This is a genomic window from Microbacterium sp. 4R-513 (assembly GCF_011046485.1).
Classification (GTDB): Bacteria; Actinomycetota; Actinomycetes; order Actinomycetales; family Microbacteriaceae; genus Microbacterium.
In genome coordinates this window covers 1796723-1818459 of record NZ_CP049256.1, presented here as the reverse complement: position 1 = coordinate 1818459, position 21737 = coordinate 1796723, and the positions used below count along the sequence as shown (strand labels likewise).

The window sequence follows — 21737 nt, the reverse complement described above, 5'->3', positions numbered from 1 at the left end:
ACAACCTCAGAGCAATACTTTCCTGCCGATTAGTCTGATTTCTTGAGATCAACCGCAGTAGCCGTGTCGGGCAGTTCGACGCGCATCTCCCGTTCGTCGAATCGGAGGATGTGCGATCCGACCGCGTCGGCTGTGCGAGCCCGCAGGCTGGCGTGCACGAGAGTTGCGCCGGCGCCTGCGGTCTCCCACCGCATGCTCACCTCGATTCCCGGACGGGCGACGAGGCCGCGGACGCTGCCGGAGCCAAGTGTCGGCGGCACGGCGGGCAACAGCTCGATCCGGCCCCGATGCGATTGGAGCAGGCACTCGGCAATGGCCGCCGTGAACCCGAAGTTCCCGTCGATCTGGAACGGCGGATGAGCGACGAGAAGGTTGGGATAGAGCCCACCGGTCCAGTCGCCTCGATCGACCGTCATGTCACGGAACACCAGGGCGAAGAGATCGTCGATGCGCTCGGGCTGGCGTAGCCGGGCGCGGAGCGCGAGCTTCCAGGCGAGCGACCACCCGGTGGATTCGTCTTGCCGCAGATCGAGGAAGCGGGAGGCGGCGGCCTCAACCCGTTCGTCCGCCGGCTGGGCACCGGGGTAGAGGTCGACCAGGGGTGACAGATGCCGATGATGCGGGTCGACGGCTTCCTCGCCGCCGCGCCATTCCTCGATGGATCCGTCCGCGCTGATCGGCAGCTCGGCTGGAATCTCCGCCAGCGCAGCGCGTGCCGCCTCGACGACATCGTCTCCACGAACCTTGAGCTGCTCGGCGAGCTCGACGAGATACGCCAGATGAAGTCTGATCAGTGACAGATCGAGCGTCGAGGATGAGGTGACGGATGCTGTTGCCCCCGCATTCGTGCGGAAGTCGTTCTCCGGCGAGGTCGACGGTGACGTGCCGAGCTCGCCCGTCTGATCGCGGATGATCCAGGCGAGTGCGAATTCGGCGGCACTGCGAACTATGGCGAATGCTCTGCGCCGCGCCTCGGCATCGTTGACGCCGAATCGATCCCGATCGGCCAGATGCATGCACAGCCAGAGCCCGGCCATGGGCCAGAACGCCCACTTGGGCTCATGGGTCCCGTTGCCCACCGGCAGCGTGTATGCCCACGCATCGGTGTTGTGGTGAGCGACCCACCCCGGGGCGCCGTAGAGGCGATGGGCAGTCTCACGACCGTTGTCGGCGAGGGCCGCGATCAGATCGACGAGCGGCTCCTCCGTCTCGCTGAGATTCGTCGTGTGCGCGGGCCAGTAGTTCATCTGCACATTGATGTTGGTGGTGAAATTGGAGCTCCAGACCGGCCTGAGCTGGTCGTTCCACAGCCCCTGCAGATTGGCGGGGATGCCGCCCGGCCGCGACGAGCAGATCAGCAGATAGCGGCCGTAGTGGAACAGGAGCGCCACGAGCCCGGGATCGGAGGCAAGGTCGATCGGCGTGTGGTCGTTCAGAGCCAAGAGTCGTTCGGCGGTGTCAAGGTCCGAGGGCGCGGCGTCCAATAGGAGCTCAGCTCGCGAGTACAGCGCGGCGTGGTCCGCCATCTGCGCCTCGCGGACCGTCGCGAGACCCGCCACGATGGCCTCGGCCACGCGTGCCCGGGCGCGCTGGTCCGATTCCTTGGCGGTTCCGGTCGGGGCCGCGCCGATCGCCTGGAATGTCGTGGCGGTTGAGAGGACGACGCGGATGCGCCGGACGGCCCGCGCCGAGACGATGTCAGCCTTGGCTGTGACAGGGCCGTCGGATACGACGGCGAAGTGGATCGCGCCCTCGACGCACAGTTGATCGTCGGAGTATCGGATCGGGTGCGCGTCCTCATCGTGAGGTGGAACCACGTCGGCCGGCAAGCGGAACAGGAGCGACCCGCCCCCATCGACTGTGCGGGATCGCAGCACGCGCAGCGGCGATTCGAGCCCGACCGTCACATCCACCGGACCGCTCGTCTCGATCTCGTGTACCAGCACATGGTGCGGGCGGCTGACCCAAGTCCGGTGCACGATCCCGACGCCGTCGACGATCGCCGTCACGGTGTGAGTGGCCGTGCGCAGATCCAGCTCACGGCGGTACTCCTCAACGATTCCCTCACCCATCGCGGATGCGACCCGGATCCGAAGGCTTCCCACCGGGAGGAACGATTGCGAGTGACGATGCTGGAGCCGCTTCACTGCAGCGTCGGCATCCGAGTTCCTCCCCTCGGCGATCGCCTCGCGCGCTTCGGCGATGGCAGCAGAAGCCTCGGCGGCGGAGAGGACCGGCGGGAGCGAAGCACTCTCGGGGCTCCCGGACCACGCGGTCTCGTCGTTGAGCTGGAGGACGGCGTCCGCCGCCCCTCCGAGGCACATCGCCCCCAGCGCCCCGTTGCCGATCGGGAGTGCCTCGTTCCACGTCGTCGCCGGACGCCGATACCAGAGGACATGCTCGCTCATGCGACGGGCTCCGCGGGGATCAGCCCGGCCTCGGCGAGCTTCCACCAGAGCTCGTCCGGAATCGGATTCTGGATGTTCATCAGCGTGCCGGCCACGTGCGCGGGGCGCCCCATGCCGACCGTGACGTTCACGACCGCGGGGTGGCGAAGCGGGAACTGCAGCGCCGCGTGCGGCAGCTCGACCTCGAACTGGTCACACAGGTCGGCGATGCGCATTGCGCGGTCGTAGATCTCCGGGGGCACCGCCCCGTAGTCGTAGGTGCTCGCCGGATCTGGTCGATTCTTGGCCAGGATCCCGGAGTTGTACACACCGACCGCCACGATTCCCACATCGTGCTGCAGCGCCGCGGGCAGCACATCGTCGGCAGCCGGCTGCTCGAGGAGCGTGTACCTGCCCGCGACCATGGCCAGGTCGATGAGCCCGGTGCTGATCAGGCTGGCGAGGGCGCCGGCATCCTTCGAGCCGACGCCGATCGCCGAGACGACACCCGATTCGCGCAGCTCGACCAGTGCCGGCAGCGCTTCGTCGATGGCCTGCTCGAGATGGTCCTCGGGATCGTGCAGATAGAGGATGTCGACGCGATCGAGGCCGAGGCGCTCGAGCGAGTTCTCGAGCGATGTGCGCACCCCTTCGGCACTGAAGTCCCAGCGACGCTTCGAGAGAGCTTCCACGGCGAAGCCCTCATCATCCATCGCGCCGACGCCGGCGGGGTTCGGTTCGAGAATCCGGCCCACCTTCGTCGAGACGATGAACTCCTCTCGCGGCCGCTCCGCGAGCGCGGAGCCGAGGCGCCGTTCGGACAAGCCCAAGCCGTAATGTGGGGCGGTGTCGAAGTACCGCACTCCCCCGGCCCACATCTCGTCGACGACGGCGCGAGCGGCGTCATCCTCGACGACGCGGTAGAGGTTCCCGAGCGCGGACGCTCCCAGGCCAAGCCGCCCGAGGCGCGATGGAACGTGGTGCGGCATGGCACTCCCCAATCGAAATTAGTCCGATCTATTATTGACACATATGGCGCCACGACTGGGCGTGAGTTCTCACATGGAGGGCCGCGGAGCGCTCGACAGGCGACGAAAGGCCAACTGATATGACAACAGCAGAGGAAGCCGCCGTCGACGCTGACCGCGGTGGAATGTCGCAGACGGACGTCGTGGTCTACGGGATCAAGAAGATGATCCTGGACGGCGAACTGGCGCCGGGTGACCAGCTGCCGATCGAGAAGGACCTCGCGCCGCGACTCGGCGTCTCGCGGGGCTCGCTGCGTGAGGGCGTGCGCGCACTGTCGATCATGGGCGTGCTGGAGACTCGCCGCGGTTCCGGGATGTATGTCACGAAACTCGATGCCTCGCTCCTGCTCGCACCGATGGGCTTCGTCGTGGACCTGCAGCAGACCGCCGGCGCTCAGCACGTGCACTCCGTGCGACGGGTGCTGGAGACGGATGCCGCGGCCCGCGCGGCGATGCGGATCACGGAGTCCGAACTCGAGGAAGCGGATCGGATCCTCGGCGAGGCTGAGCGCGCGATCGAAGCCGTCGATCATGAGGCCGTGCTCGAAGCCGATATGGCGTTCCACAAGCTGATCGCGACAGCATCCGGGAATCCCGTCCTTCAAGCGCTGATCGAAGCGCTCTCCAGCCGCACCGTGCGTGGCCGCATGTGGCGCGCGATCGCCGATGAGAACGCCGATCGCGCAACCGCGCTCGAGCATCGCGCCATCCTTCGGGCACTCGCGGAGGGCGACCCGCTGGCGGCGCAGACGCGGATGTCGAACCACCTTCTGGAGGTGGAGAGCTTCCTACGGGCTCGACCACCGCTGGAGATCGAAGATATCGAGTAATCAGATCAATTTGTGGTTTAGGCGCCAAGTGACGGCTATGATCGACTCTTGACGCGAGATTGATCAGACTTTATCTCGCTCAAAGGAGATGAAGTCTTGCTTTCCGCTCAGTACGTCGGCGATCGCGCCGTCGAGATCCTCCCCTACTCACCCGTCGAGCCCAGCTCGGGCGAAGTCCGCATTCGCGTCGCCTTCGTGGGCCTCTGCGGCACCGACCTGCACATCCTGCACGGGAACATGGACGGCCGCGTGACTCGTCCGCTCACCTTCGGGCATGAGATGAGCGGGGTCATCGATGCCGTCGGTCCCGACGTGACGGGGTGGGCAGTCGGCGATGCCGTGACGGTGATGCCCCTGGACTGGGATGGCACGTGCCCCGGCTGCCTCGCGGGGAACGAGCACATCTGCCAGAACCTGAACTTCATCGGCATCGACTCCCCCGGCGCCCTGCAGTCGCTCTGGAACGTGCCCGCCGACACCCTGGTCGCGCTGCCGCCCGGCTTGCCGCTGGATGCCGCGGCGCTCGTCGAGCCGCTGGCCGTCGCCGTGCATGATGTCCGCCGCGGAGAGGTCGCCGCCGGCGATAAGACCGTCGTGATCGGCGGCGGCCCGATCGGCCTGCTCATCGCGTCGGTTCTCAAGGAGTACGGGGCCGACGTCCTGCTCATCGAGACGGACGCCGCGCGCCGTGAGCGGATCGCCGCCCTGGGAATCACGACGCTGGACCCCCTCGCCGTCGACCAGGTCGCGTTCGTCGACGAGTGGACGGCGGGTGCGGGGGCGGACGTCGTCTTCGAGGTGTCAGGAGCGGCGCGTGCCGTGCTGGGAGCGACCTCGCTCGCCAAGGTCCGCGGAACGCTCGTCATCGTCGCGATTCATCCGACTCCTCGGGAGATCGATCTGCAGCGGGTCTTCTGGCGCGAACTTCGGCTGCTGGGCGCACGCGTGTATCAGCGCACCGACTTCGAAGAGGCCGTTCGGCTTCTCGAGTCCGGGTCGATTGCGACCGACGCTGTCATCACCGACATCGTCACCCTCGACCGCATCCCCGAAGCCGTGGCCCAGCTCGAGGCCGGCCAGGCGATGAAGGTGCTCGTCGACGTCCAGGGCGGGGCGGCGTGATGAGCCTTCCTTCCGGCCTGTCCGCCTTCGATCTCACTGGGCGCACCGCCGTCGTCACCGGCGCCAGCCGCGGCATCGGCTACGGGATCACGCAGGCTCTCGCCGCCGCCGGTGCCGACATCATCGGCGTCAGCGCCAACATCGCCGCCAGCGACATCGGCGATGTCGTCCGTCTGAGCGGGCAGGAGTTCACCGCCATCGCAGCCGACTTCAGCGACCGCGAGCAGATCCTCGAGCTCGGCGCGCAACTCGCCGAGCTCGGCCCCGACATCCTGGTGAACAATGCCGGCACCATCGAGCGCGCGCCCGCACGCGTCCACCCGCTGGAGCTGTGGGATCGCGTCCTGGAGGTCAACCTATCCAGCCAGTTCGCGCTCACACAGGCCGTCGCCGCGCCAATGCTGGACAAGGGCTACGGCAAGGTCATCTTCACGGCGAGCCTCCTCAGCTTCCAAGGCGGCATCAACGTCCCTGGCTACACGGCGGCGAAGTCCGGCATCGCCGGGCTCACCAAGGCCCTCGCCAATGAATGGGCGTCCCAGGGCGTGAACGTCAACGCCATCGCCCCGGGGTACATCGCGACCGACAACACGCGGGCCCTCCGGGCAGATCCCGACCGCTCGACGGCGATCCTGGACCGGATCCCCGCAGGGCGCTGGGGACGAGCGGACGATCTCGCCGGCGCCGCTGTCTTCCTCGCTTCAGCTGCCTCGGACTATGTCTCGGGCGCGGTGATCCCGGTCGACGGAGGCTGGCTCGGACGATGAGCGACGAGGACGCAGTGCTCGCGATCGAGCGCGTTCGCATCGTGCCGGTCGTCGTCATCGACGACCCGCGACACGCCGCTCCAGTGGCACGGGCCCTCACCGAGGGCGGCATCCCTACGGCCGAAGTGACGCTGCGCACCCCTGCGGCGCTCGAGGCGATCGCGGCGATGTCGCGTGTGGACGGGTTCGTCGTGGGCGCGGGGACGATCCTCGGCGCGGCGGACGCCGACGCCGCCATCGAGGCCGGCGCGAACTACCTCGTCAGCCCGGGCCTCGACGTGGAGAGCGTGGCTCGCGCGCAGGCACGCGGCATCCCGTTCATCCCGGGGGTCGCGACAGCGACCGAAGTGCAGCGGGCCCACGCGGCCCGCGTCACCCGGGTCAAGCTGTTCCCTGCCGGCGTGCTCGGTGGGCCGAAGCTGATCGAGGCACTGTCCGGGCCGTTCCCCGAGATGCGGTTCGTGCCCAGCGGTGGCGTCAGCCTCGACAACTTCGTCGACTATCTCACTCTCCCTTCGGTGTTCGCCGTGAGCGGCAGTTGGATGGTGCCGCGTGCGGCCATCGCGGCCGGTGCCGCCGACGCGATTCGTGACCTCGCCGCTGAGGCGGCTGCCATCGCAAAGGGCTGACATGGCACACGTGGTGACTCTCGGCGAGAGCATGGGACTGGTGCGCGGAGCCGGCATCGGATCCTTCACCCAGATCGGTAGCGCGGAGATCGACACCGGCGGCGCCGAGGGGAACGTCGCGATCGGCCTGGCCCGACTGGGCGTGGACGTCAGCTGGCTGGGACGCGTCGGCGACGACAGCATCGGCCGTCGGGTCATCCGCGACCTCCGAGGCGAAGGCGTCGATGTGCACGCCATCGTCGACGAGGCAGCGGCGACGGGTCTCATGCTCAAGGAGACCCCTCGAGCAGGCTCGACAGTCGTCTCCTACTACCGCGCAGGCAGCGCGGGAAGTCGGCTGACCCCCTCTGATCTCGCGGGCATCGAGCTCGAGCACGCACGGCTCCTGCACGTCACCGGGGTCACTCTCGCGATCTCGGACTCGGCGCGTGCGACGGTCTTCGCCGCGATCGAACGCGCCCGCGCGGCCGGTGTCCGCGTGTCGTTCGACGTCAACCACCGCAGTCGGCTCTGGTCGACCGAGACCGCCCGACCGGTGCTCCGAGAGGCAACGGCTCTCGCTGACATCCTCTTCGCCGGTGACGACGAGGCCGCCATCGTCCTCGACGCCGAAACTCCTCCCTGCCTTGAAGAGACCGCGGAGGCCTTGGCATCGCTCGGCCCGCGTGAGGTCGTCCTCAAGCACGGGGCGGCCGGAGCATCTGCGTGGCTCGAGGGCGTCCTCACGAGCGCGCCTGCAGTTGCGGTCCCGGTCGTCGACACCGTCGGGGCGGGTGACGCCTTCGTCGCAGGCTATCTCAGCGAACTGCTCGCGGAGGCCCCCACCGAGAAGCGTCTTGGCACCGCTACGCGGACCGGCGCTTTCGCGTGCCGGCATCCCGGAGACTGGCAGGGCGCCGCACGCCTGGCCGAGCTCGCGCATCTCGAGGCGGATCCGGTCACTCGCTGACCGCGCCGAACGCGACCGGCGCCGCGACCGGCGCCGCGACCGGCGCCGCGACCGGCGCCGCGACCCGGGTTGGTGAAGGCGGACTGGGCCTGCGGGGTGCGCGCCGTCAGCGCTACCTGACCGCAGGCGGCTTCGCGGCGCTCGGGGAGCACGAAGACGTCGACCTCGTCGCCCGTTGCCGCAACCAGGGCGCAGTCGTCGTCGCAAGCGACCGGGCCGAGGTGCTGACCTCGGGCCGGCACGCGGGCCGCACCTCTGGCGGCTACGCGGGCTATCTCAGGCAGGAAGCCGCCGACCTCGCTCACCAGGACACGGTCGACGTCGACCGCTAGATCGAGTGTCGACCGCCCGCGAGGTCGGGGCTCATTCGCCCAGCCGGGCGTCCGCTCGCCCGCGCCTCACCACCTGATGAGCCCGTCGCCGCCTACCCCAGCTGCTTCCTGATCGCCTTGAGCTGCTTGGTGTTCTGCTCGACGGCCTTCGACAGGGCGAACACCTCCTTCATGACGTCCACGAGCTGGGTCTCGTCGAACTGAAGGCTCGTGGGCCCGGGCGGAGGCGGTGCGGGCGGAGCGCCCGCACACGGGTTCAGGCCGCCGTCCTGGTCGTCGAACTTCACATTGCGGAGGATCTCGATGAGCTCCTGCGGCCGATTGACGAGGTCGAGCGTCGGGCCGTACTTGGAGATGACCTGCTTGACGAGGGCATCGTCCTTCTCGGGCATGGTGTGTCCCTTCTTGCGTGGCCTCATCGCACAGGTCGCTCGCGCGACCAGGTCGTGAGGATGGTCTTGCGCCCTTCGCGCACGGGCGTCGCGGCGTGGAGGAAGCGCCGATCGAGTTCTCCGTCGGGGAGCAGGTTCTTCCAGACGACGAGCTTGCCGGCTGTCGGCTCGATGAGGAGGTCGAGCTCGGGGAAGTACGTCTCGCCGCCCGATTCCGGCTGCTCCAGGAAGAGCAGAAGGGTCAGCACGCGCTCACCCCCGGGCTCGTCGCGGAACGATCCCCCGTCGAGGTGCGTCTCGAACTTGCCGCCCGGGTCGTACTGCACCGCCTGCCATGACTCGAGGTGGTCGGGCTCGACGCCGAAGTCGGCGCACACGCGCTCCTCGATCTGCGCGACGCGCTTGGACAGCGCCTTGTTGAACCACACCTGGCCCGCCGAGCGGCTCACCCTCATCGGGTCGTCCGCGACCGTCCGCCCAGCGTGGCCCTGCTTGACGACGCGGCTCGACTGCCACCGCACGAAGCGAAGGTCCGACACCATCTCGGCGGCGTTCTTCCGCGTGAGGAACGAGGCATCCCATCCGATCCCCTGGTCCGCCACGTCCTCGACGAGGCTCACGCCGGCACCACCAGCCGGTGCAGTGCCCACTCCTCGAACTGCGCGACCGAGCGCTCGTCACCGCGCAGCGATGCCGTGTCAGCACCGCCCGTGTACAGGGAGCGCTGCCGCGCCAGCGAGGCGCGATGGGCGACGTGCCAGTCGGGATGCCGCTCCCAATGCGGCTCGCGGGTCGCGCGGCTGTACGCGTGCCAGCCGAGCACGCGGTGCGGATGGTAGATGTCCCAGCCGTGCGTGTACGCCCGGACGCTCAGGGTCACCTCGTCGCCGAAGAAGTAGATCTCGGGGTCGATCGCGACCTCCTCTGTGAAGGCGCGCGGCGCGAGCAGGAAGTGCAGCGATACGTACGACGCCCGCAGGGGCGCGGAGAGCTCGGTCCAGCGGTGAATGGGGTAGCTCGTGAGGCGCGTCAGGACGCCCTCCTCGCGCTCCATCGGCGAAACGGCGAACGGATCGGTCTGCCGCAGCGCCTTGCCGCTGCCCGGGATATACCTGGGGAGATAGGAACTCAGGACAGGCTTGCGGACGCCGGATGCTTCGAGCCCGCGCAGCATGCCTAGCGCCTGCTCGTCCCACTCGCTCACGAACCGGTGATGGGAGTCGAGGAGGAGCGTGTACGGCTCATCGCCGAGTTCGCGCTGCAGGACTTTCCGGGCCCAGTTGGGCCCCCGGCTGCTGGAGGCATCCGTCTCGATGATCGTGAGACCGGGGAGCGTACGCACCGCTTCCGGGAGCTCGTCGCCCTCGTCCTTCTGCCACAGCACGACCGTGCGGAGGTCCGACGGATGCCGCGCCTTCGCGTAGAGGTCTCGCAGGGTCGCGCCGAGCTCCGTGTCGCGATAGGCCGGGATCTGCACGTAGATGCGCGCCGGCATGCTCACGGGCCCTGGCGCACCCGCTCGGCGAGGTTCCGCAGGTCGCGCTCGTCGTCGCCGATCGCGATCTTCTCGAGGCGCACCTTGATATCGTCGTGGTCGCGGAATCGTGCGGCGGAGTCGAGCGCCTGCTTCCGCACCCCGACGTCGTCGTCCTCGAGGAGCCGGCCGAGCAGCTCCGGTGCGTCGGCGACCCCGACAGCGGGCGCCACAGAGGCCGCCGCGAGCCGGACGAGCGGTTCGGCCGCGGTCGCGGCATCCCGGATCGCGCTCGGCGTCTCGTCTGAGGGGATGCGGGCGACGAGGTAGGTCGCCTTAGGGGCGATCGCCGGGTCGCCCTCGCCGATGAGCTCGCGCAGGATCGGGACCGCGGGCGGGCCGAGATGCTCCGCGACGGCGTTGTAGTCGATCTCGTCGGGCGCGAGCGCCTCGAGCACGTCTTCGCGCGTGACAGCCATGACCGCTCCTAGATGTTGTGGGTCAGCCGATTCGCACGCAGCGCGAGGTTCTCCTGCGCGGTGACGTCGGGTGGCGGGTTGGTGATGTTCCACGTGCCACGGCCCGTCATGAGCCGGTTCAGCAGTGGAGCGGGCGCAGCGGGGTCGGGTGGCGGTGGATCGTCGACGTGACTGAGCCCGAGCACATGGCCGCACTCGTGCCCGAGCGTCCAGGGCGATGCGATGCTCGCGATGACGGCACCCGGCTGCCCCGCCGGGAACGCCGCGCATCCGTTGTTGGACGGCACCGTCGAACGAACGAAGTACACCGTGAGGTCACCGCCGGGCACGTTGTTGCGGTTCCCGAAGAGCTGCGTCTGCTCCGCGGTGACGCTGCCCATCGTGCAGCCGCCGATGTCGACGTCCGTGAGGAGGGGAAGAGTGAGGTTCTCGGTGCTCACGCGCTGCACGCGGATGCCGAGCAGCTCGTAGACGCGCTGCATCTGACTGAACATCGTGTCGATCGTCACGGAGGTCGGCGCCGTCAGCACCTTGGCGTGGATCCGCAAGAGCTGCATGCCGATCCCGACGTGGTTGTCGCTCGTATTGAGCAGCCAGCCGCCGGCGAACCGCGTGCCATTGGGCGAGAGCATGAGTCCCGTCATCGTGCCGCCGCGGAAGCCGAGCACGCCGATGCCCCAGGGGCTCGTGACCACGAGCTCGTCACGCCCGTCGCCATCGACATCCGCGACCGCGTCGACGTAGTTGTCCGCCGTATTCAGCAGCCAGCCGCCGAACCGCGTCCCATTCGGGGCGAGCCACGGATTGCCCAGAGTGGACCCGGACTTCTCGAGGATGCCCATCCCCCACGGACTGGTCACGAGGATCTCGGCGCGACCGTCGCCGTCGAGATCGCCGAGCCGAGCGAAGCGGTTATCGAGGGTGTTGAGCCGCCAGTTCCCGTACATCGGGCCGTTGGGCGCCATGACCGACGACGTCAGAGCGCCGGACGAGTACGACAGGATGCCGAGGCCCCATGGGCTCGTCACGAGCACGTCGCTGCGCCCATCGCCGTCGAAGTCGGCGAATGCCCAGAAGTGGTTGTCGGCGGTGTTGAGCAGCCACTCCCCCATGCGGGAGCCGTTGCTCACGACAGCCAATGAGGTGAGCGACGCACCCGAGAGCTTGAGGATGCCGATGCCGTTCGTGCTCGTCACGAGGATCTCGGCCCGTCCGTCGCCGTCGACGTCACCGACGGGCCCGAACCGGTCGATCGAGGTGTCGAGACGCCACGACCCGAGCATCGTGCCGTTCGGCACGAGCATGACCTGGTTGAAGGCGCCGCCCCTCAGCTCCATGATGCCCAGACCCCACGGGCTCACCATGAGCCACTCTGCGGCTCCGTCGCCGTCGAAGTCACCTGCAGGGCCGATGCGATTGTCGGCCGTGTTCAGCAGCCATCCCCCGATGCGCGTGCCGTTGCCGGCCAGCGTGATGCCGTTGAAGCCCGACCCGGCCTGCTCGAGCACCCCGATGCCCCAGGGGCTCGTGACGAGGAACTCGGCGCGCCCGTCTCCGTCGACGTCCGCGGCATCCACGAAGACGTTATCGGCCGTGTTCAGGAGCCATCCGCCGAAGCGCGTGCCGTTGGGTTTGAGCGCCGGACTGCCGAGCGCCCCTCCGCTGTACTCGAGGAGTCCGAGGCCCCACGGGCTCCGGATGGGCACCTCCGCCCGGCCGTCGCCGTCGAAGTCGAGATAGGAACCGACCATGGTGGAGCCTCGCTCTCGTGGATCCCGCGCCCCCCGATGCGCGCGCCCACCCCACTGCGCCGCTCCCCGAGACAGCCCGAACATACCCCCGGCGACGACGGCCCACAAGGTGCTCAGGGCGCACGGGATCGGACTGGGCCTGACCGCCGGACGAAGTGGCGCGTCACCGAGAACGCTTCGGCGCAGTAGATGTCGACGCCGGCGTCGCTCACGGCGACGCTGACGTAATCCGGGACGGAGGGCGCCCCGGCCTCTCTCAGAGGTTCTTGCGCGCGTCCGATCGGTCGGCCAGCCGGTCCGCCTCCCGCGCCACGGCCTCCTGCTCAGCCTCGCTCAGCGGCGGAAGGCCGACTTCGTCCGCCGGGATGCCCGCATACGGGTCGGCGCCGGGGAACTCCTGACTGAACGAGCCCGCGACGACGCCCCCGGGGGAGCCTCGTATCCGGTCGCCCAGGCCGGTGCGCGCCATGCGGCAGGCAGCAGGCGCGAGCTGGTCTGAACGGATGCCACGGTCCGCCGGCACCGTGGGACCCGACGAGAGTCACGCGATCAGCCGACCCCGCGCAGCACGCAGTCCGGTGGGCTTGATCTCGACGCTTCCTGCACTGCAGTACGAGCCTGGGCTGTGCACCCCGTGGGCGACTTTGAGCTCCGCTTCGATGTCGTCGCCCATGATCGGGCGCAGCTCTGGCGTGATATTCCAGCGGAAGCCGTCCTGCTCCGGATTGCGGCGCTTCCACTCGTCCAGCCCGAGCGACACGAGCCGCATACGCTGCTCGATGAATGCGACATCCCACGGGCCCTCTTCGATGATCTGCTGCGCAGGGCGGAATTCGTAGTAGATCGTGCGGCGAAGCCTGTTCGCGAGAGTTGCTTCGGACCCGTGCACGAGCATGACGTCGTGCACGAGGACATCCCCCGGATCGAGCTCGGTCTGGATGACGCCCGGCGCATCCCACCCGTACTTCTCCTGGAGGTCGCAGACGTCGACCATCTGCTTCTGCGAACCCGGCGCCACGCGCAATGACCCGGCTCCCCTGCGGCTCTCGTCGAGATAGACGTCGACGTTGAAGATGCGGTGATTGCGGGGGTGCACGGCATCCTGATGCCAGTCGATCGGCGCGCCGTCCCCGGTGTTCTTGAACACGAGGGACTCGTAGGTCGGCACGAAGTCGGGCCCGGCGAGGCTCTCCGCGATTCCGAGCATCTCGGGGCTTCCGAGCAGTTCGAGCGAGGCCGCCTCGCCCTTGTTGTGCACATAGTTGATCCGGAACAGCACGCGGCCGGACGGACGAGTCGCGAAGTTGTAGTCACCCTCTCCATCGGCCTCGCTCCTGAGCGCGTGGCCGTCGGCGATCCACCGCTCTGACGCCTTCTGCAGGCGTTCTAGCAGCTCCGGTCGGATGCGATTGCGGAGGATGACGAACCCGTGCTCGTCGAAGTGAGCGATCTGCTCGGGGGTGAGGTGATGGTCGGCGGCGAGTGTGTCGCCTCGGCGGCGTTCATCGGTTTGCGAGGTGGAAGTCAAAGAGGACATTGATGTTCCTTTCTTGACGCCACGCTAGTGTGGTGCTTCCTGGCATTGTTCCGCGATCGAACCGGGAGATTGTAGATTCTCACCGTGAGTGCGCGACACGAGCCTCAACAGGTCGGAAACTCGTTCGGATTCGTCGCTTGGCGAGGGCAGAGCGAGGCGATGACGGCGCCGCACGCTCATAACGACATTGAGATCAATTTCTGCGCCGCTCCGCTGACGTATGACGCAGCCGGAGGTGTCTACGAGGCGCCGGCGGATATCCCGGTGGCGTTCTGGGGATCCCGGCCCCACCAGCTCGTCGAGATCAGCGCTGAGGAGCCGCACAACTTCGTCACGGTTCCTCTTGCACAGTTCATGTCGTGGGGCGTTCCGGCTGGGGTGAAGAAGATGCTGCTCCAGGGATTGATCCTGGTCGGACCGCGCGACGTGAGCTGGGCCGACTTGCCCTTCGCATTCGACCGGTGGACGCGTGACTTGTCCGATCGGCGAGACCCTGCCGTGCGCGCGGTGGAACTCGAGGTCGAGGCGTTGATATTGAGGATGACGCTCGGCGAATGGGCCTCCGCGACGTCTGAGCATCCGCGACCGTCTCTAGACCTACGGAGAGCGGCCGACATGGCTACCTATCTCACTGAGAACATGGCTCGCCCGGTGCGAGTGACCGACGTTGCAGACGTCGTCCATCTTCATCCGAATCGCGCTGCAGCCATATTCCGCCATGTCTTCGGCGTCGGCATCGTGCGCTATCTCTCCCAACTGCGAGTGGCGGAGGCTCAACGACTTCTGCTTACGACAGACCTGTCATCGGAGGCCGTCGGGAGTCGAGCGGGTTTCGGCTCCGCGAGCTCGTTTCACCAAGTGTTCCTGGCCGAGTGCGGTAGTTCGCCCCTGCGCTGGCGTCAAGAGCATCGAGGCTCCACCGAGCGCGCGAGAGTTCCAAGTCAGTAGGCGTGGCCGGGTCGCTCGCCGATAGGAGCCAGGCAGATGCCGGCTCTCCCCCGTTCAGCCCCATGCGTGCCGGTCGGAGGGCGGACACCCTAGAAGTCCCAGGACTCGCCCGCTGACCTGGGAAGCCCGGAATTTGGCGGACTCTGCGGCACGGCCGTCAATTCGTGCCACCTGCGTGCCACTCCTCGCCGGTGTCACCTCAGGATGTCCTCCTGTGCGGGAAGTGGCTCTCCTTCAAGGCTCATCGACGAGTGCAGGCGCAGCCAGATCAATGACGTGCCCCCCCCCCCCGTATAGCGGACACCCATCGGGCCGATCATCGCGCCGGCTATTCGAGCATCCTGCGTTTCGTGCAGGCCAACGGCTCGAGCCGACAGCTACCAGGGCGCGCACCGAACGCTGGCCCGCCGGCTTGTGGTCCTCGTGGATTCAGCGAGGTCTCGCCGTTCTCGTCGACCGCCGTGCCACGACTCGCGGCCCGTCGTACGAGCAGTGCCCGATCACGGGTCGCTGGCGCCGCCTAGTGAAGTCCGCCCGGTGGCCGCGGCCGGGGCGTAGCGTGATTGCGTGGCGAGCTCACAGGCCGGTGGATACCGCGCGGGCGGGATCGGCTGATGGATGCCGCGGCCCGGGCCGAGCTGGCAGCGTTACGTCGCCGCGCGTACGATCGGGGCGCTGACATCGCCGGCGACTCGGTCGCGCTGAAGCGTCTCACAGAGCTTGAAGAGCTCGCCCGCTCAGCTGGGCGGTGGGCAGCGCCCGCGGCGTCTTGCACGCCGGGCGCCCCGCTGGCTGGGTCGAGACCCGATTCCGTCGCGCCTGCAGGCCGGACGGCTACCGGGCGTACGCTCGCGGGCCCGCTCTCGCCCCGCCATCGGCTGATCGTCGCCGCCCTCGCTTCGGTCGCGGTGATTGCGGCCGCCTTCGGCGCGGCCCGCGAGCCGCCGGCGGTTCCAAACCCGACCCTCGCGGAGGCAGCGACCGCATCCTCGCCCGTAGTGTCTGCCACGACTGAGCTCACCGCAAGTCACCCCGTGACCATTCCCCTGCTCGTCGACAGTCGCAGCGGTAAGTTCATCGACGTCCGGCCTCCGCCTGAGATGCCCGTATCCATCGTCAACGGCGTGACGAGCTGGGCGCAACCTCTCGGCGTCCACTTTGGATGGGCGGCGTGGGCCGCCGGAACATCAAGCGGGCAAGGACAGAAGAACTGCCTGCTGCTGACCAACGGTTCCGCGACCGAAGCGAAATGCATTCCTCGCGATGCCACGGCGAACGGAGCGCTTGAAGTGTCGCTCGCGTACGACAAGCTCGCTGCACAGCAACGGCCACCGAGTATGACTCTCGATCAACGTGTGACCTTCACATGGGGAGACGGGGCCTACATCACCATGAAAATCACCGACAACAGGACGGAGTAACTCAACCCGTCGAGCCCCGAAACTAAGTCGCTGCGAACGAGCAGTCAGGGACCGGTAGATGGCACCGTCCACGGAAGGATCGCGCGGGTGCGTCTCAGCAGCTGCCGCGACCGCTCCCCTAGTGCGCAGTGCCTGTAAACGGATCCCTCCGGCCGATCGCGCGAGATCACCATCGTGACGGCTGGGGACCCATATCCTTCGGGATCTGACCGCAGATGTCGACTGGACGGGGAAATAGCAAAGCCGCGCGTTGAGGGACCGACTTGCGCACCCATCGGCGAACGGCGGTGTCGGCTCACCCATCTGCCAGACCTTCACGATGGCGCAGTTAGCCACCCTCGCCCATACGCGAGAGGCGTCCGGGGCGAGCCCAGCTCCTCGGCGGAACCCCACGTGAGCCGACGCAGTTCACGTCGTCGCGAACATCAGGGTGACAGATCCAGCGGCGAGTAGCGGAACCGCTCGCCATATGACGCGGACTTGCTCCGATCTCATCGATCGAATCTGCGCATCGGAGTGCGCTGGGTTGGTTGTCGACTCGAGTGAGGGAGCGGAGTGTCGCCAGTTGACCGATTGATGTCCTCGGATGAGAAGGGCCGTGCCTGTCAGAGCGATCGAAACTCCGATCAGTGCGATCCCAAGCGACAGTGGCTCCATTGCAGGCACACCGCCGCAGGACTCCCTTCCGACAAAGAGCTGCCACAGTGCGATCGCGAAAGATGGCAATGCCGGCGCATACATCGCCCACCGCGGCGTTGCTTGGGCGAACCGAGTTTGAAACTCGCCTTGGTCGGCCATCCCACGCGTGATCCAGACTGTCAGCCAATCGCCCGTCACCGCACACAGAACGGCTGCAGTAAGGAAGACCGCACCGATGAAGGATTCGAGACCGCATAGGACCGGCTGCGGAGCGTCGAACAGGGTAGTCGCTACTGTGACAGCCCACCCTTCAGCCCCCACACGAGCCCCTTACCGGAAGTAACTGCTCCCCCAAAGCACGCCCTTGGTCACGGTTCCCGCTCATCGTAGCGTTCGGGACGGGCCGAAAGGACAACGGGTCTCGCGCTCACGGGCGCGGCCCGATGACGCCCTAACGCAGACTGGCTACGGCACGGTGACGGACCGTCATTCGGCCAGGTAACCGGTGCGCGGATCGACCGCGGATAGAAAGGCGCGGATGTGGGCGCGGACCTCCTCGGCCGTGAACGGTGTCGCCGCTGGTCCTCCGACCGAGAACCCGTAGCCGGCGTTCGGTCCGCTGACCCACGTGTGGTGGACAGAGGCGCCCTCTCTCACCACATCAAAATCTTCGCCATCGACGACATATCGCACTGGCTCGGTCATCACGCCATCGTCCCACGAGCAGTTGGCCGGCACGTTCGAGGACCGCACGCGGGCTGCCGCTGGTACTGGAAATGAAGGCGCTCTCAGCACCCGGCTTCCAGCGATGAAGCATCGAGCCTCATGCAGCTGCTCGGCGCAGGCTGCGGTGAGCGGTACTGTGGCGCCATGCCGTGGAAGAGGTACTGGACTGGCCTGGTCATAGCCGTACCGCTGGGTGTTCTGCTGGGTCTCGGCGCCGCCCACCTGATCTCTTCGGCGCAGTTGGGATGGGGATCGGCCAATGCGCTGGCGGAATACGGGGCGGTTCTTGGAGCCATCGATGCTGTTTTCGCAGCCGCCGGAGTGACGGTCGGGGTGCAGGTGCGGAGCAGCCGGTCCGCTGACGATCCCAACATGCTCGTCGTGGCCGGCTCCGTCGGCGCCAGCGCGGGTGCGGCCTCTATATGGCTTCTATTTGGGTTGTTCTTCGCGCTGATGGGAGGACTCTCCATCCTGCCCCTCGCGATCATCTTTGCTGTCGCGTCCGGGCTGATCGCTGGAATCAGCTGCGCCATCTTCATGATTGTCGCCAATCAGATCGCCCTATTGCACTCGCGCCGTTGAGTAGCCACCACGCACGGATGACTGCCCCTGCGTTGAACGCCAATCGCCCGCACGCGACACCGCGGCCGCGGCGGCGCGATAGAGGACCGGTGATTGATGCCGGGCGAGGCGGGCTGCGGCGACCGGACCGGCCCACTTCGGTGGCCGCGAGCGTGCGCGAGCTCCGTGACGTTCCCTGTGGAGAAACGGTGAGGCGGGGACCCCTGGTTCAGGCACAATGGCTCGGCGGACCGGGATCCGCGCACGAGCGGAGCACCCATGACCAACGTCGCTGACGTCATCGCACAGTCCGGCACCCCGTCCGGGGCGACCGTCGACTTCTCCTCCTACATCATCGTTTTCGCGTCGGTGGCAATCGCCGCAATCGTGGGCAAGGCGATCTTCGCCCGGCGCGCCAAGGCGAGCGTGGCCAGCACAGTGCCCGGCGCGACCGCCGGCGCAGCCATCAGAATCGCACCCGCGCCGCCATTCCCCGCCGATGTGGCACGCCTCCGGGCGCTGCTCGGCCAGCCCACGCCCGCACCCCGCATCACCAGGTACACAATCCCGGTCGTGACGGTGGACAATCGATCACTGATCATTCGCGACAAGAAGATCGGCGAGATCCTCGTCATCCCGCTGGAAGACATCGCATCGATCGAAGCGCGGGATGCATCGCTCAGACCGAAGGGCACCTTCCTATCGCGAACTTACCCGTCCTTGTGGGTCACCGTCCGGCGAGGCACAACTGAACTCACCGTGCCGCTGACTCCCCTCGTGGGCGCGTACGACAAGGCCCGTCCGTCCGATGTCGCGGCAATGGCCGCCGAACTCAACGCGCACCTGCAGCCGTCAATACACTGACATGAGTTGGGCCGCGCTATCAGCCCCGAACCGCCAGACGCTCAACCCGGGGCACAGATCCGTGCGCGCTCAGCGACTAGCGCATGCCCGCATCGGTCGCGGATGTCTTCCAGGTCATCCCAACGTGAAGGTCCTGAAAGTTGACAGGTCCCCAGCCGTTGCTACACATGAGTGTCAGGCGGTTTGCGGTAGGCGCGACCTTGCGAATACCGACATTGCCCATGCCGGTGTGCATGACGTCGCGGGTACCCCGCCAAGCGTTCCAGAACCGGAGCACCACTGCCTGCGCTGTCGTCGGCACCGCATCAAGATCGATGACGGGTGGTGCGGTATCCGTCCATAAGACGATGCTCGTGGACCGCTGTCCCGCAACTTCCAGTGTCCCGCCGCGCGCTTCAATGCATAGCGCTTGGGGACGGTCGGTCCCCGCGGACAGTTCAATTGTGAACCGCGACTGCGGCAGTGGACCTACCTCAACCCACAGATGCACTAGCTCCCCGTCGAGCTCTATGGGCTCACCCTTGGAAGTGTTGAATAGCTCAGCCAGGGGGACGGTCATCCCGATGTTGTATCACGGCACCCACGTAGCCGGCGGGGTGCTCGGCGAGGGACCCCCTATCGGGGCGCGGGTTACCGTGCGCGGAGACGACCAGCGCACACTCGGGCCACCGGGCGGCGGGGGTCGTAGTTGCCATTTCTGAGCGGGTCGCAAACGCTAGCCTGGCGTTGCTCGACGGTCCGAGCGCATCGCGTTGCATCCGAGGAGGCGAAGACGTGACGAAGTGGTGGTCGAGGCAACCAGATCCGTTCGATGTAGACCCGACATGGAAGGGGCCGTTCGAGTCGGAAGCTGAGGCTCTGGCGTCGTTGGAGATTCAGCCCGGCGAGCCTTGGGGCGGTACCGTCTGGGAGGAGCCCGACGACTTCGACCCCCACGCGGAGGCGTCGGAACAGGCCGCGGCTCGCAGCGGCAAGGATCAGTTCGCCGCCGGCGTCGCTGCTCTGGAGCGAGCCGACAAGGCCCCGTTCCTGTCCCCGGACTACATGCACTACGCGCGCGTCGCCGCTGATCATTTCGAAGCCGCCGCCGCGTCGCTCGCCGGTGTCGACGACGAGCTCGCCGCCAAGGCTACGGAGGTCGTGCAGGGGCTTGAACTGTTCCTCGCGCAGCCGTGGCCCGTTGACCCATCAGACGCAGACGTCGAAACCCGAGACTTCGTCCCCGACGATGGGGATGAGCCCAGCGCTCCGCGTGAGCATCAGTCGCGCTACCCGTCCGGGATCACCAGCACTGTCCATTGGGAGTGGAAGGACGACACCTTCCGGGTAATGGGCGAGGACACAAAGCCGGGTGACGCCCAATACGAGTACGCCGCCACGGTTCGTGGTGAGGCGTTGGTGAAGCTGGCGGAGGCGCTCGCAACGGACGTCGACGGAATACCGGACGCCTGGGCGGCGCAGATCCAGACGATCAACACCCCCGGGTTCGTGACCTGGCTGAGGAACCACGACATCGAGTTTCAGTTCTGGAACTGGCATGACGGCGACTGGTTCGAGACCGCCGAACGCACGTTGACGGAACGGGACCGCGTCGAGTTCGTCCGCAGGCGTCTTGGCCCCGGTGCCACTGACGAGGAAGTGGCGCTTGCCCGTCAGGGCGAATGGGATGACCCGTCCATCGACCTGGGTCTGCTCCATGGAGGGTGATATGTCGAGTGGCGCGTCAGCCGCCAGCGACCATGCAAATTGGCGCTGAACGCGCAGCGCGTATGAGCACCGGTCAGCGGACGCTGAGTTGCGGGTCCCGGTCCGGTTCCCCCTTACCTCGAGGCGGTGCATGAGCAGGGCATGAGTGTTGAGCGCTGGTGGTTGTTCTATCCAGAAAGTGGCGCCGTGCGTAGGGTGATCGCCATGGGCGAAGACGGGTGGCGCGCTTTCCTGTCCGGCGACGGTGTCGAGGACTGGGTGATTCTGCACGGTGGGCCGACGGCGGTGTTCAAGGTGGCATCGCTAGGCGACGCTGTCCGCTTAGCGGCGGCCGTGTCGGAAGTGCCCGGCCTTGGGCCGCGCACACTGCTCACGGCGACCTCGGATCGCCTGACAGTAAAGCTCACTCGTGAGATGTGGGGAACAGAGCGCGATCATCTCGAGGTCGCCCGCATGATCTCCGCACTCGCGCGTCGGCAGGGTGCGATCGCGGATCGGCAGGCGGTGCAGGAGATCCAAATTGCGATCGCCGCGAAGCCCACGGCGATCGACCTGCCGTTCTGGCGTGCCGTGCTTGGCTACGCGCCGTTGCACGAAGACAACTGCATTGATCCGCTCGGCCAAGGTTCGACCGTCTGGATGCAAGATCTCCCCCCGTCCAAACCGCTCCGCCACGCCATGCATCTGGACGTTTCGCTCGCCCGCGACCAGATCGAAGAACGTCTTGCTCAGGCGGTCGCCGCCGGGGGACGAATCGTCGACGACTCGGAAGCCCCGAGCGCGTGGATCCTCGCGGATCGGTCAGGCAACAAGGTGTGCTTGGCGGCATGGCCCGACGGCGCCCACCCCGCAGAGGCAGACAACGTGGAAGCCACGAGTGTCACCTGACACGAAGCCAGGCGTGCCCGCGGACAGGTCCAGCCGCAGCACCAGCGCTCGATCAAGGACCCATGAACGTGCCGCGCCCAACAGCCGTCCCTGGCGTGCGGCGCTGACGCGTTCGATTGGCGTTGGCCTCATGGGTCGGACACTTGTCAGGGTCACGAATCGTCGCTCACGTCGTCGACAAAGCGCGGAACGTCTGAGCCGGAATCCGGGCCGCGGTGGCAGCGTACGCGGCTTGGACGTCACGTGGGCGCTGTATCCACCGACGCTCGTCGACACGTACCGATCGCGCTCGAGAGTGCTGACCGG

Annotated in this window: 23 protein-coding genes; 12 read left to right on the top strand and 11 right to left on the bottom strand. The window is 67.3% G+C overall.

What is annotated here, in order from left to right; all coding sequences use genetic code 11:
• Positions 1-29 precede the first annotated feature (29 nt).
• Both G5T42_RS07905 and G5T42_RS07900 read right to left on the bottom strand, forming a co-directional pair.
• On the bottom strand, positions 30-2408 hold the full coding sequence (locus tag G5T42_RS07905) for a glycoside hydrolase N-terminal domain-containing protein (protein ID WP_165127449.1): 2379 nt from the start codon (positions 2406-2408) through the stop codon (positions 30-32).
• Positions 2405-3376 (bottom strand): aldo/keto reductase, encoded by a 972-nt coding sequence (locus G5T42_RS07900; protein ID WP_165127446.1) that lies wholly within the window; start codon positions 3374-3376, stop codon positions 2405-2407. Before G5T42_RS07900 ends, G5T42_RS07905 begins: the two co-directional genes overlap by 4 nt.
• 119 nt (positions 3377-3495) lie before the next feature.
• Between G5T42_RS07900 and G5T42_RS07895 the strand changes: the two genes are divergently transcribed.
• From G5T42_RS07895 to G5T42_RS07870, 6 genes are all read left to right on the top strand, one after another.
• Positions 3496-4245: a FadR/GntR family transcriptional regulator gene (locus G5T42_RS07895; protein WP_241246012.1), complete on the top strand. Its 750-nt coding sequence runs from the start codon at positions 3496-3498 to the stop codon at positions 4243-4245.
• Between the two features lie 96 nt (positions 4246-4341).
• The gene (locus G5T42_RS07890; RefSeq protein WP_165127444.1) at positions 4342-5367 is read left to right on the top strand and encodes an alcohol dehydrogenase catalytic domain-containing protein; all 1026 of its coding nucleotides are present in this window, start codon (positions 4342-4344) and stop codon (positions 5365-5367) included.
• The gene (locus G5T42_RS07885; protein WP_206535728.1) at positions 5367-6134 is read left to right on the top strand and encodes an SDR family oxidoreductase; all 768 of its coding nucleotides are present in this window, start codon (positions 5367-5369) and stop codon (positions 6132-6134) included. The genes G5T42_RS07890 and G5T42_RS07885 overlap by 1 nt, the downstream gene beginning before the upstream one ends.
• Entirely contained in the window at positions 6131-6763 is a 633-nt protein-coding gene (gene eda, locus G5T42_RS07880; RefSeq protein ID WP_165127442.1) for a bifunctional 4-hydroxy-2-oxoglutarate aldolase/2-dehydro-3-deoxy-phosphogluconate aldolase, read from the top strand. The genes G5T42_RS07885 and eda overlap by 4 nt, the downstream gene beginning before the upstream one ends.
• A gap of 1 nt (position 6764) precedes the next feature.
• On the top strand, positions 6765-7712 hold the full coding sequence (locus tag G5T42_RS07875; RefSeq protein ID WP_165127440.1) for a sugar kinase: 948 nt from the start codon (positions 6765-6767) through the stop codon (positions 7710-7712).
• A complete protein-coding gene (locus G5T42_RS07870) occupies positions 7631-8044 on the top strand; it encodes a hypothetical protein (RefSeq protein WP_165123768.1) in 414 nt (137 codons plus the stop codon). Before G5T42_RS07875 ends, G5T42_RS07870 begins: the two co-directional genes overlap by 82 nt.
• Before the next feature lie 92 nt (positions 8045-8136).
• On the opposite strand, the gene G5T42_RS07865 is transcribed toward G5T42_RS07870, so the two are convergent.
• From G5T42_RS07865 to G5T42_RS07835, 7 genes are all read right to left on the bottom strand, one after another.
• Positions 8137-8436 carry a hypothetical protein gene (locus G5T42_RS07865; protein ID WP_165127438.1) on the bottom strand — a complete coding sequence of 100 codons (300 nt, stop codon included), beginning with the start codon at positions 8434-8436 and terminating at the stop codon, positions 8137-8139.
• Between the two features lie 23 nt (positions 8437-8459).
• Positions 8460-9056 (bottom strand): 2OG-Fe(II) oxygenase, encoded by a 597-nt coding sequence (locus G5T42_RS07860; RefSeq protein WP_165127436.1) that lies wholly within the window; start codon positions 9054-9056, stop codon positions 8460-8462.
• A complete protein-coding gene (locus G5T42_RS07855) occupies positions 9053-9931 on the bottom strand; it encodes a GlcNAc-transferase family protein (protein WP_165127434.1) in 879 nt (292 codons plus the stop codon). The genes G5T42_RS07860 and G5T42_RS07855 overlap by 4 nt, the downstream gene beginning before the upstream one ends.
• A 2-nt stretch (positions 9932-9933) precedes the next feature.
• Entirely contained in the window at positions 9934-10389 is a 456-nt protein-coding gene (locus tag G5T42_RS07850; RefSeq protein WP_165127432.1) for a hypothetical protein, read from the bottom strand.
• A gap of 8 nt (positions 10390-10397) precedes the next feature.
• A complete protein-coding gene (locus G5T42_RS07845; protein ID WP_165127430.1) occupies positions 10398-12140 on the bottom strand; it encodes a VCBS repeat-containing protein in 1743 nt (580 codons plus the stop codon).
• 256 nt (positions 12141-12396) lie between these two features.
• Positions 12397-12609, bottom strand: coding sequence for a hypothetical protein (locus G5T42_RS07840; RefSeq protein ID WP_165127428.1), 213 nt, complete (start codon positions 12607-12609; stop codon positions 12397-12399).
• A gap of 72 nt (positions 12610-12681) precedes the next feature.
• The gene (locus tag G5T42_RS07835; RefSeq protein ID WP_165127426.1) at positions 12682-13677 is read right to left on the bottom strand and encodes a phytanoyl-CoA dioxygenase family protein; all 996 of its coding nucleotides are present in this window, start codon (positions 13675-13677) and stop codon (positions 12682-12684) included.
• 159 nt (positions 13678-13836) lie between these two features.
• Here G5T42_RS07835 and G5T42_RS07830 point away from each other — a divergent pair, with 159 nt between their 5' ends.
• Together G5T42_RS07830 and G5T42_RS07825 are read left to right on the top strand one after the other, a co-directional pair.
• Positions 13837-14625: a helix-turn-helix domain-containing protein gene (locus G5T42_RS07830; RefSeq protein ID WP_165127424.1), complete on the top strand. Its 789-nt coding sequence runs from the start codon at positions 13837-13839 to the stop codon at positions 14623-14625.
• Between the two features lie 1034 nt (positions 14626-15659).
• Positions 15660-16046, top strand: coding sequence for a hypothetical protein (locus tag G5T42_RS07825; protein WP_165127422.1), 387 nt, complete (start codon positions 15660-15662; stop codon positions 16044-16046).
• A gap of 1125 nt (positions 16047-17171) precedes the next feature.
• Here the strand turns inward: G5T42_RS07825 and G5T42_RS07820 are convergent.
• Positions 17172-17390: a hypothetical protein gene (locus tag G5T42_RS07820; RefSeq protein ID WP_165127420.1), complete on the bottom strand. Its 219-nt coding sequence runs from the start codon at positions 17388-17390 to the stop codon at positions 17172-17174.
• 120 nt (positions 17391-17510) lie between these two features.
• Between G5T42_RS07820 and G5T42_RS07815 the strand changes: the two genes are divergently transcribed.
• A complete protein-coding gene (locus G5T42_RS07815; RefSeq protein ID WP_165127418.1) occupies positions 17511-17993 on the top strand; it encodes a hypothetical protein in 483 nt (160 codons plus the stop codon).
• 258 nt (positions 17994-18251) lie between these two features.
• Positions 18252-18836, top strand: coding sequence for a hypothetical protein (locus tag G5T42_RS07810; protein WP_165127416.1), 585 nt, complete (start codon positions 18252-18254; stop codon positions 18834-18836).
• 76 nt (positions 18837-18912) lie between these two features.
• Here G5T42_RS07810 and G5T42_RS07805 read toward each other — a convergent pair whose 3' ends face one another.
• On the bottom strand, positions 18913-19395 hold the full coding sequence (locus G5T42_RS07805; protein WP_165127414.1) for a hypothetical protein: 483 nt from the start codon (positions 19393-19395) through the stop codon (positions 18913-18915).
• Between the two features lie 215 nt (positions 19396-19610).
• Here G5T42_RS07805 and G5T42_RS07800 point away from each other — a divergent pair, with 215 nt between their 5' ends.
• Together G5T42_RS07800 and G5T42_RS07795 are read left to right on the top strand one after the other, a co-directional pair.
• On the top strand, positions 19611-20543 hold the full coding sequence (locus tag G5T42_RS07800) for a hypothetical protein (protein WP_165127411.1): 933 nt from the start codon (positions 19611-19613) through the stop codon (positions 20541-20543).
• A gap of 126 nt (positions 20544-20669) precedes the next feature.
• Positions 20670-21431 carry a VOC family protein gene (locus G5T42_RS07795; protein WP_241246011.1) on the top strand — a complete coding sequence of 254 codons (762 nt, stop codon included), beginning with the start codon at positions 20670-20672 and terminating at the stop codon, positions 21429-21431.
• Positions 21432-21737 lie beyond the last annotated feature (306 nt).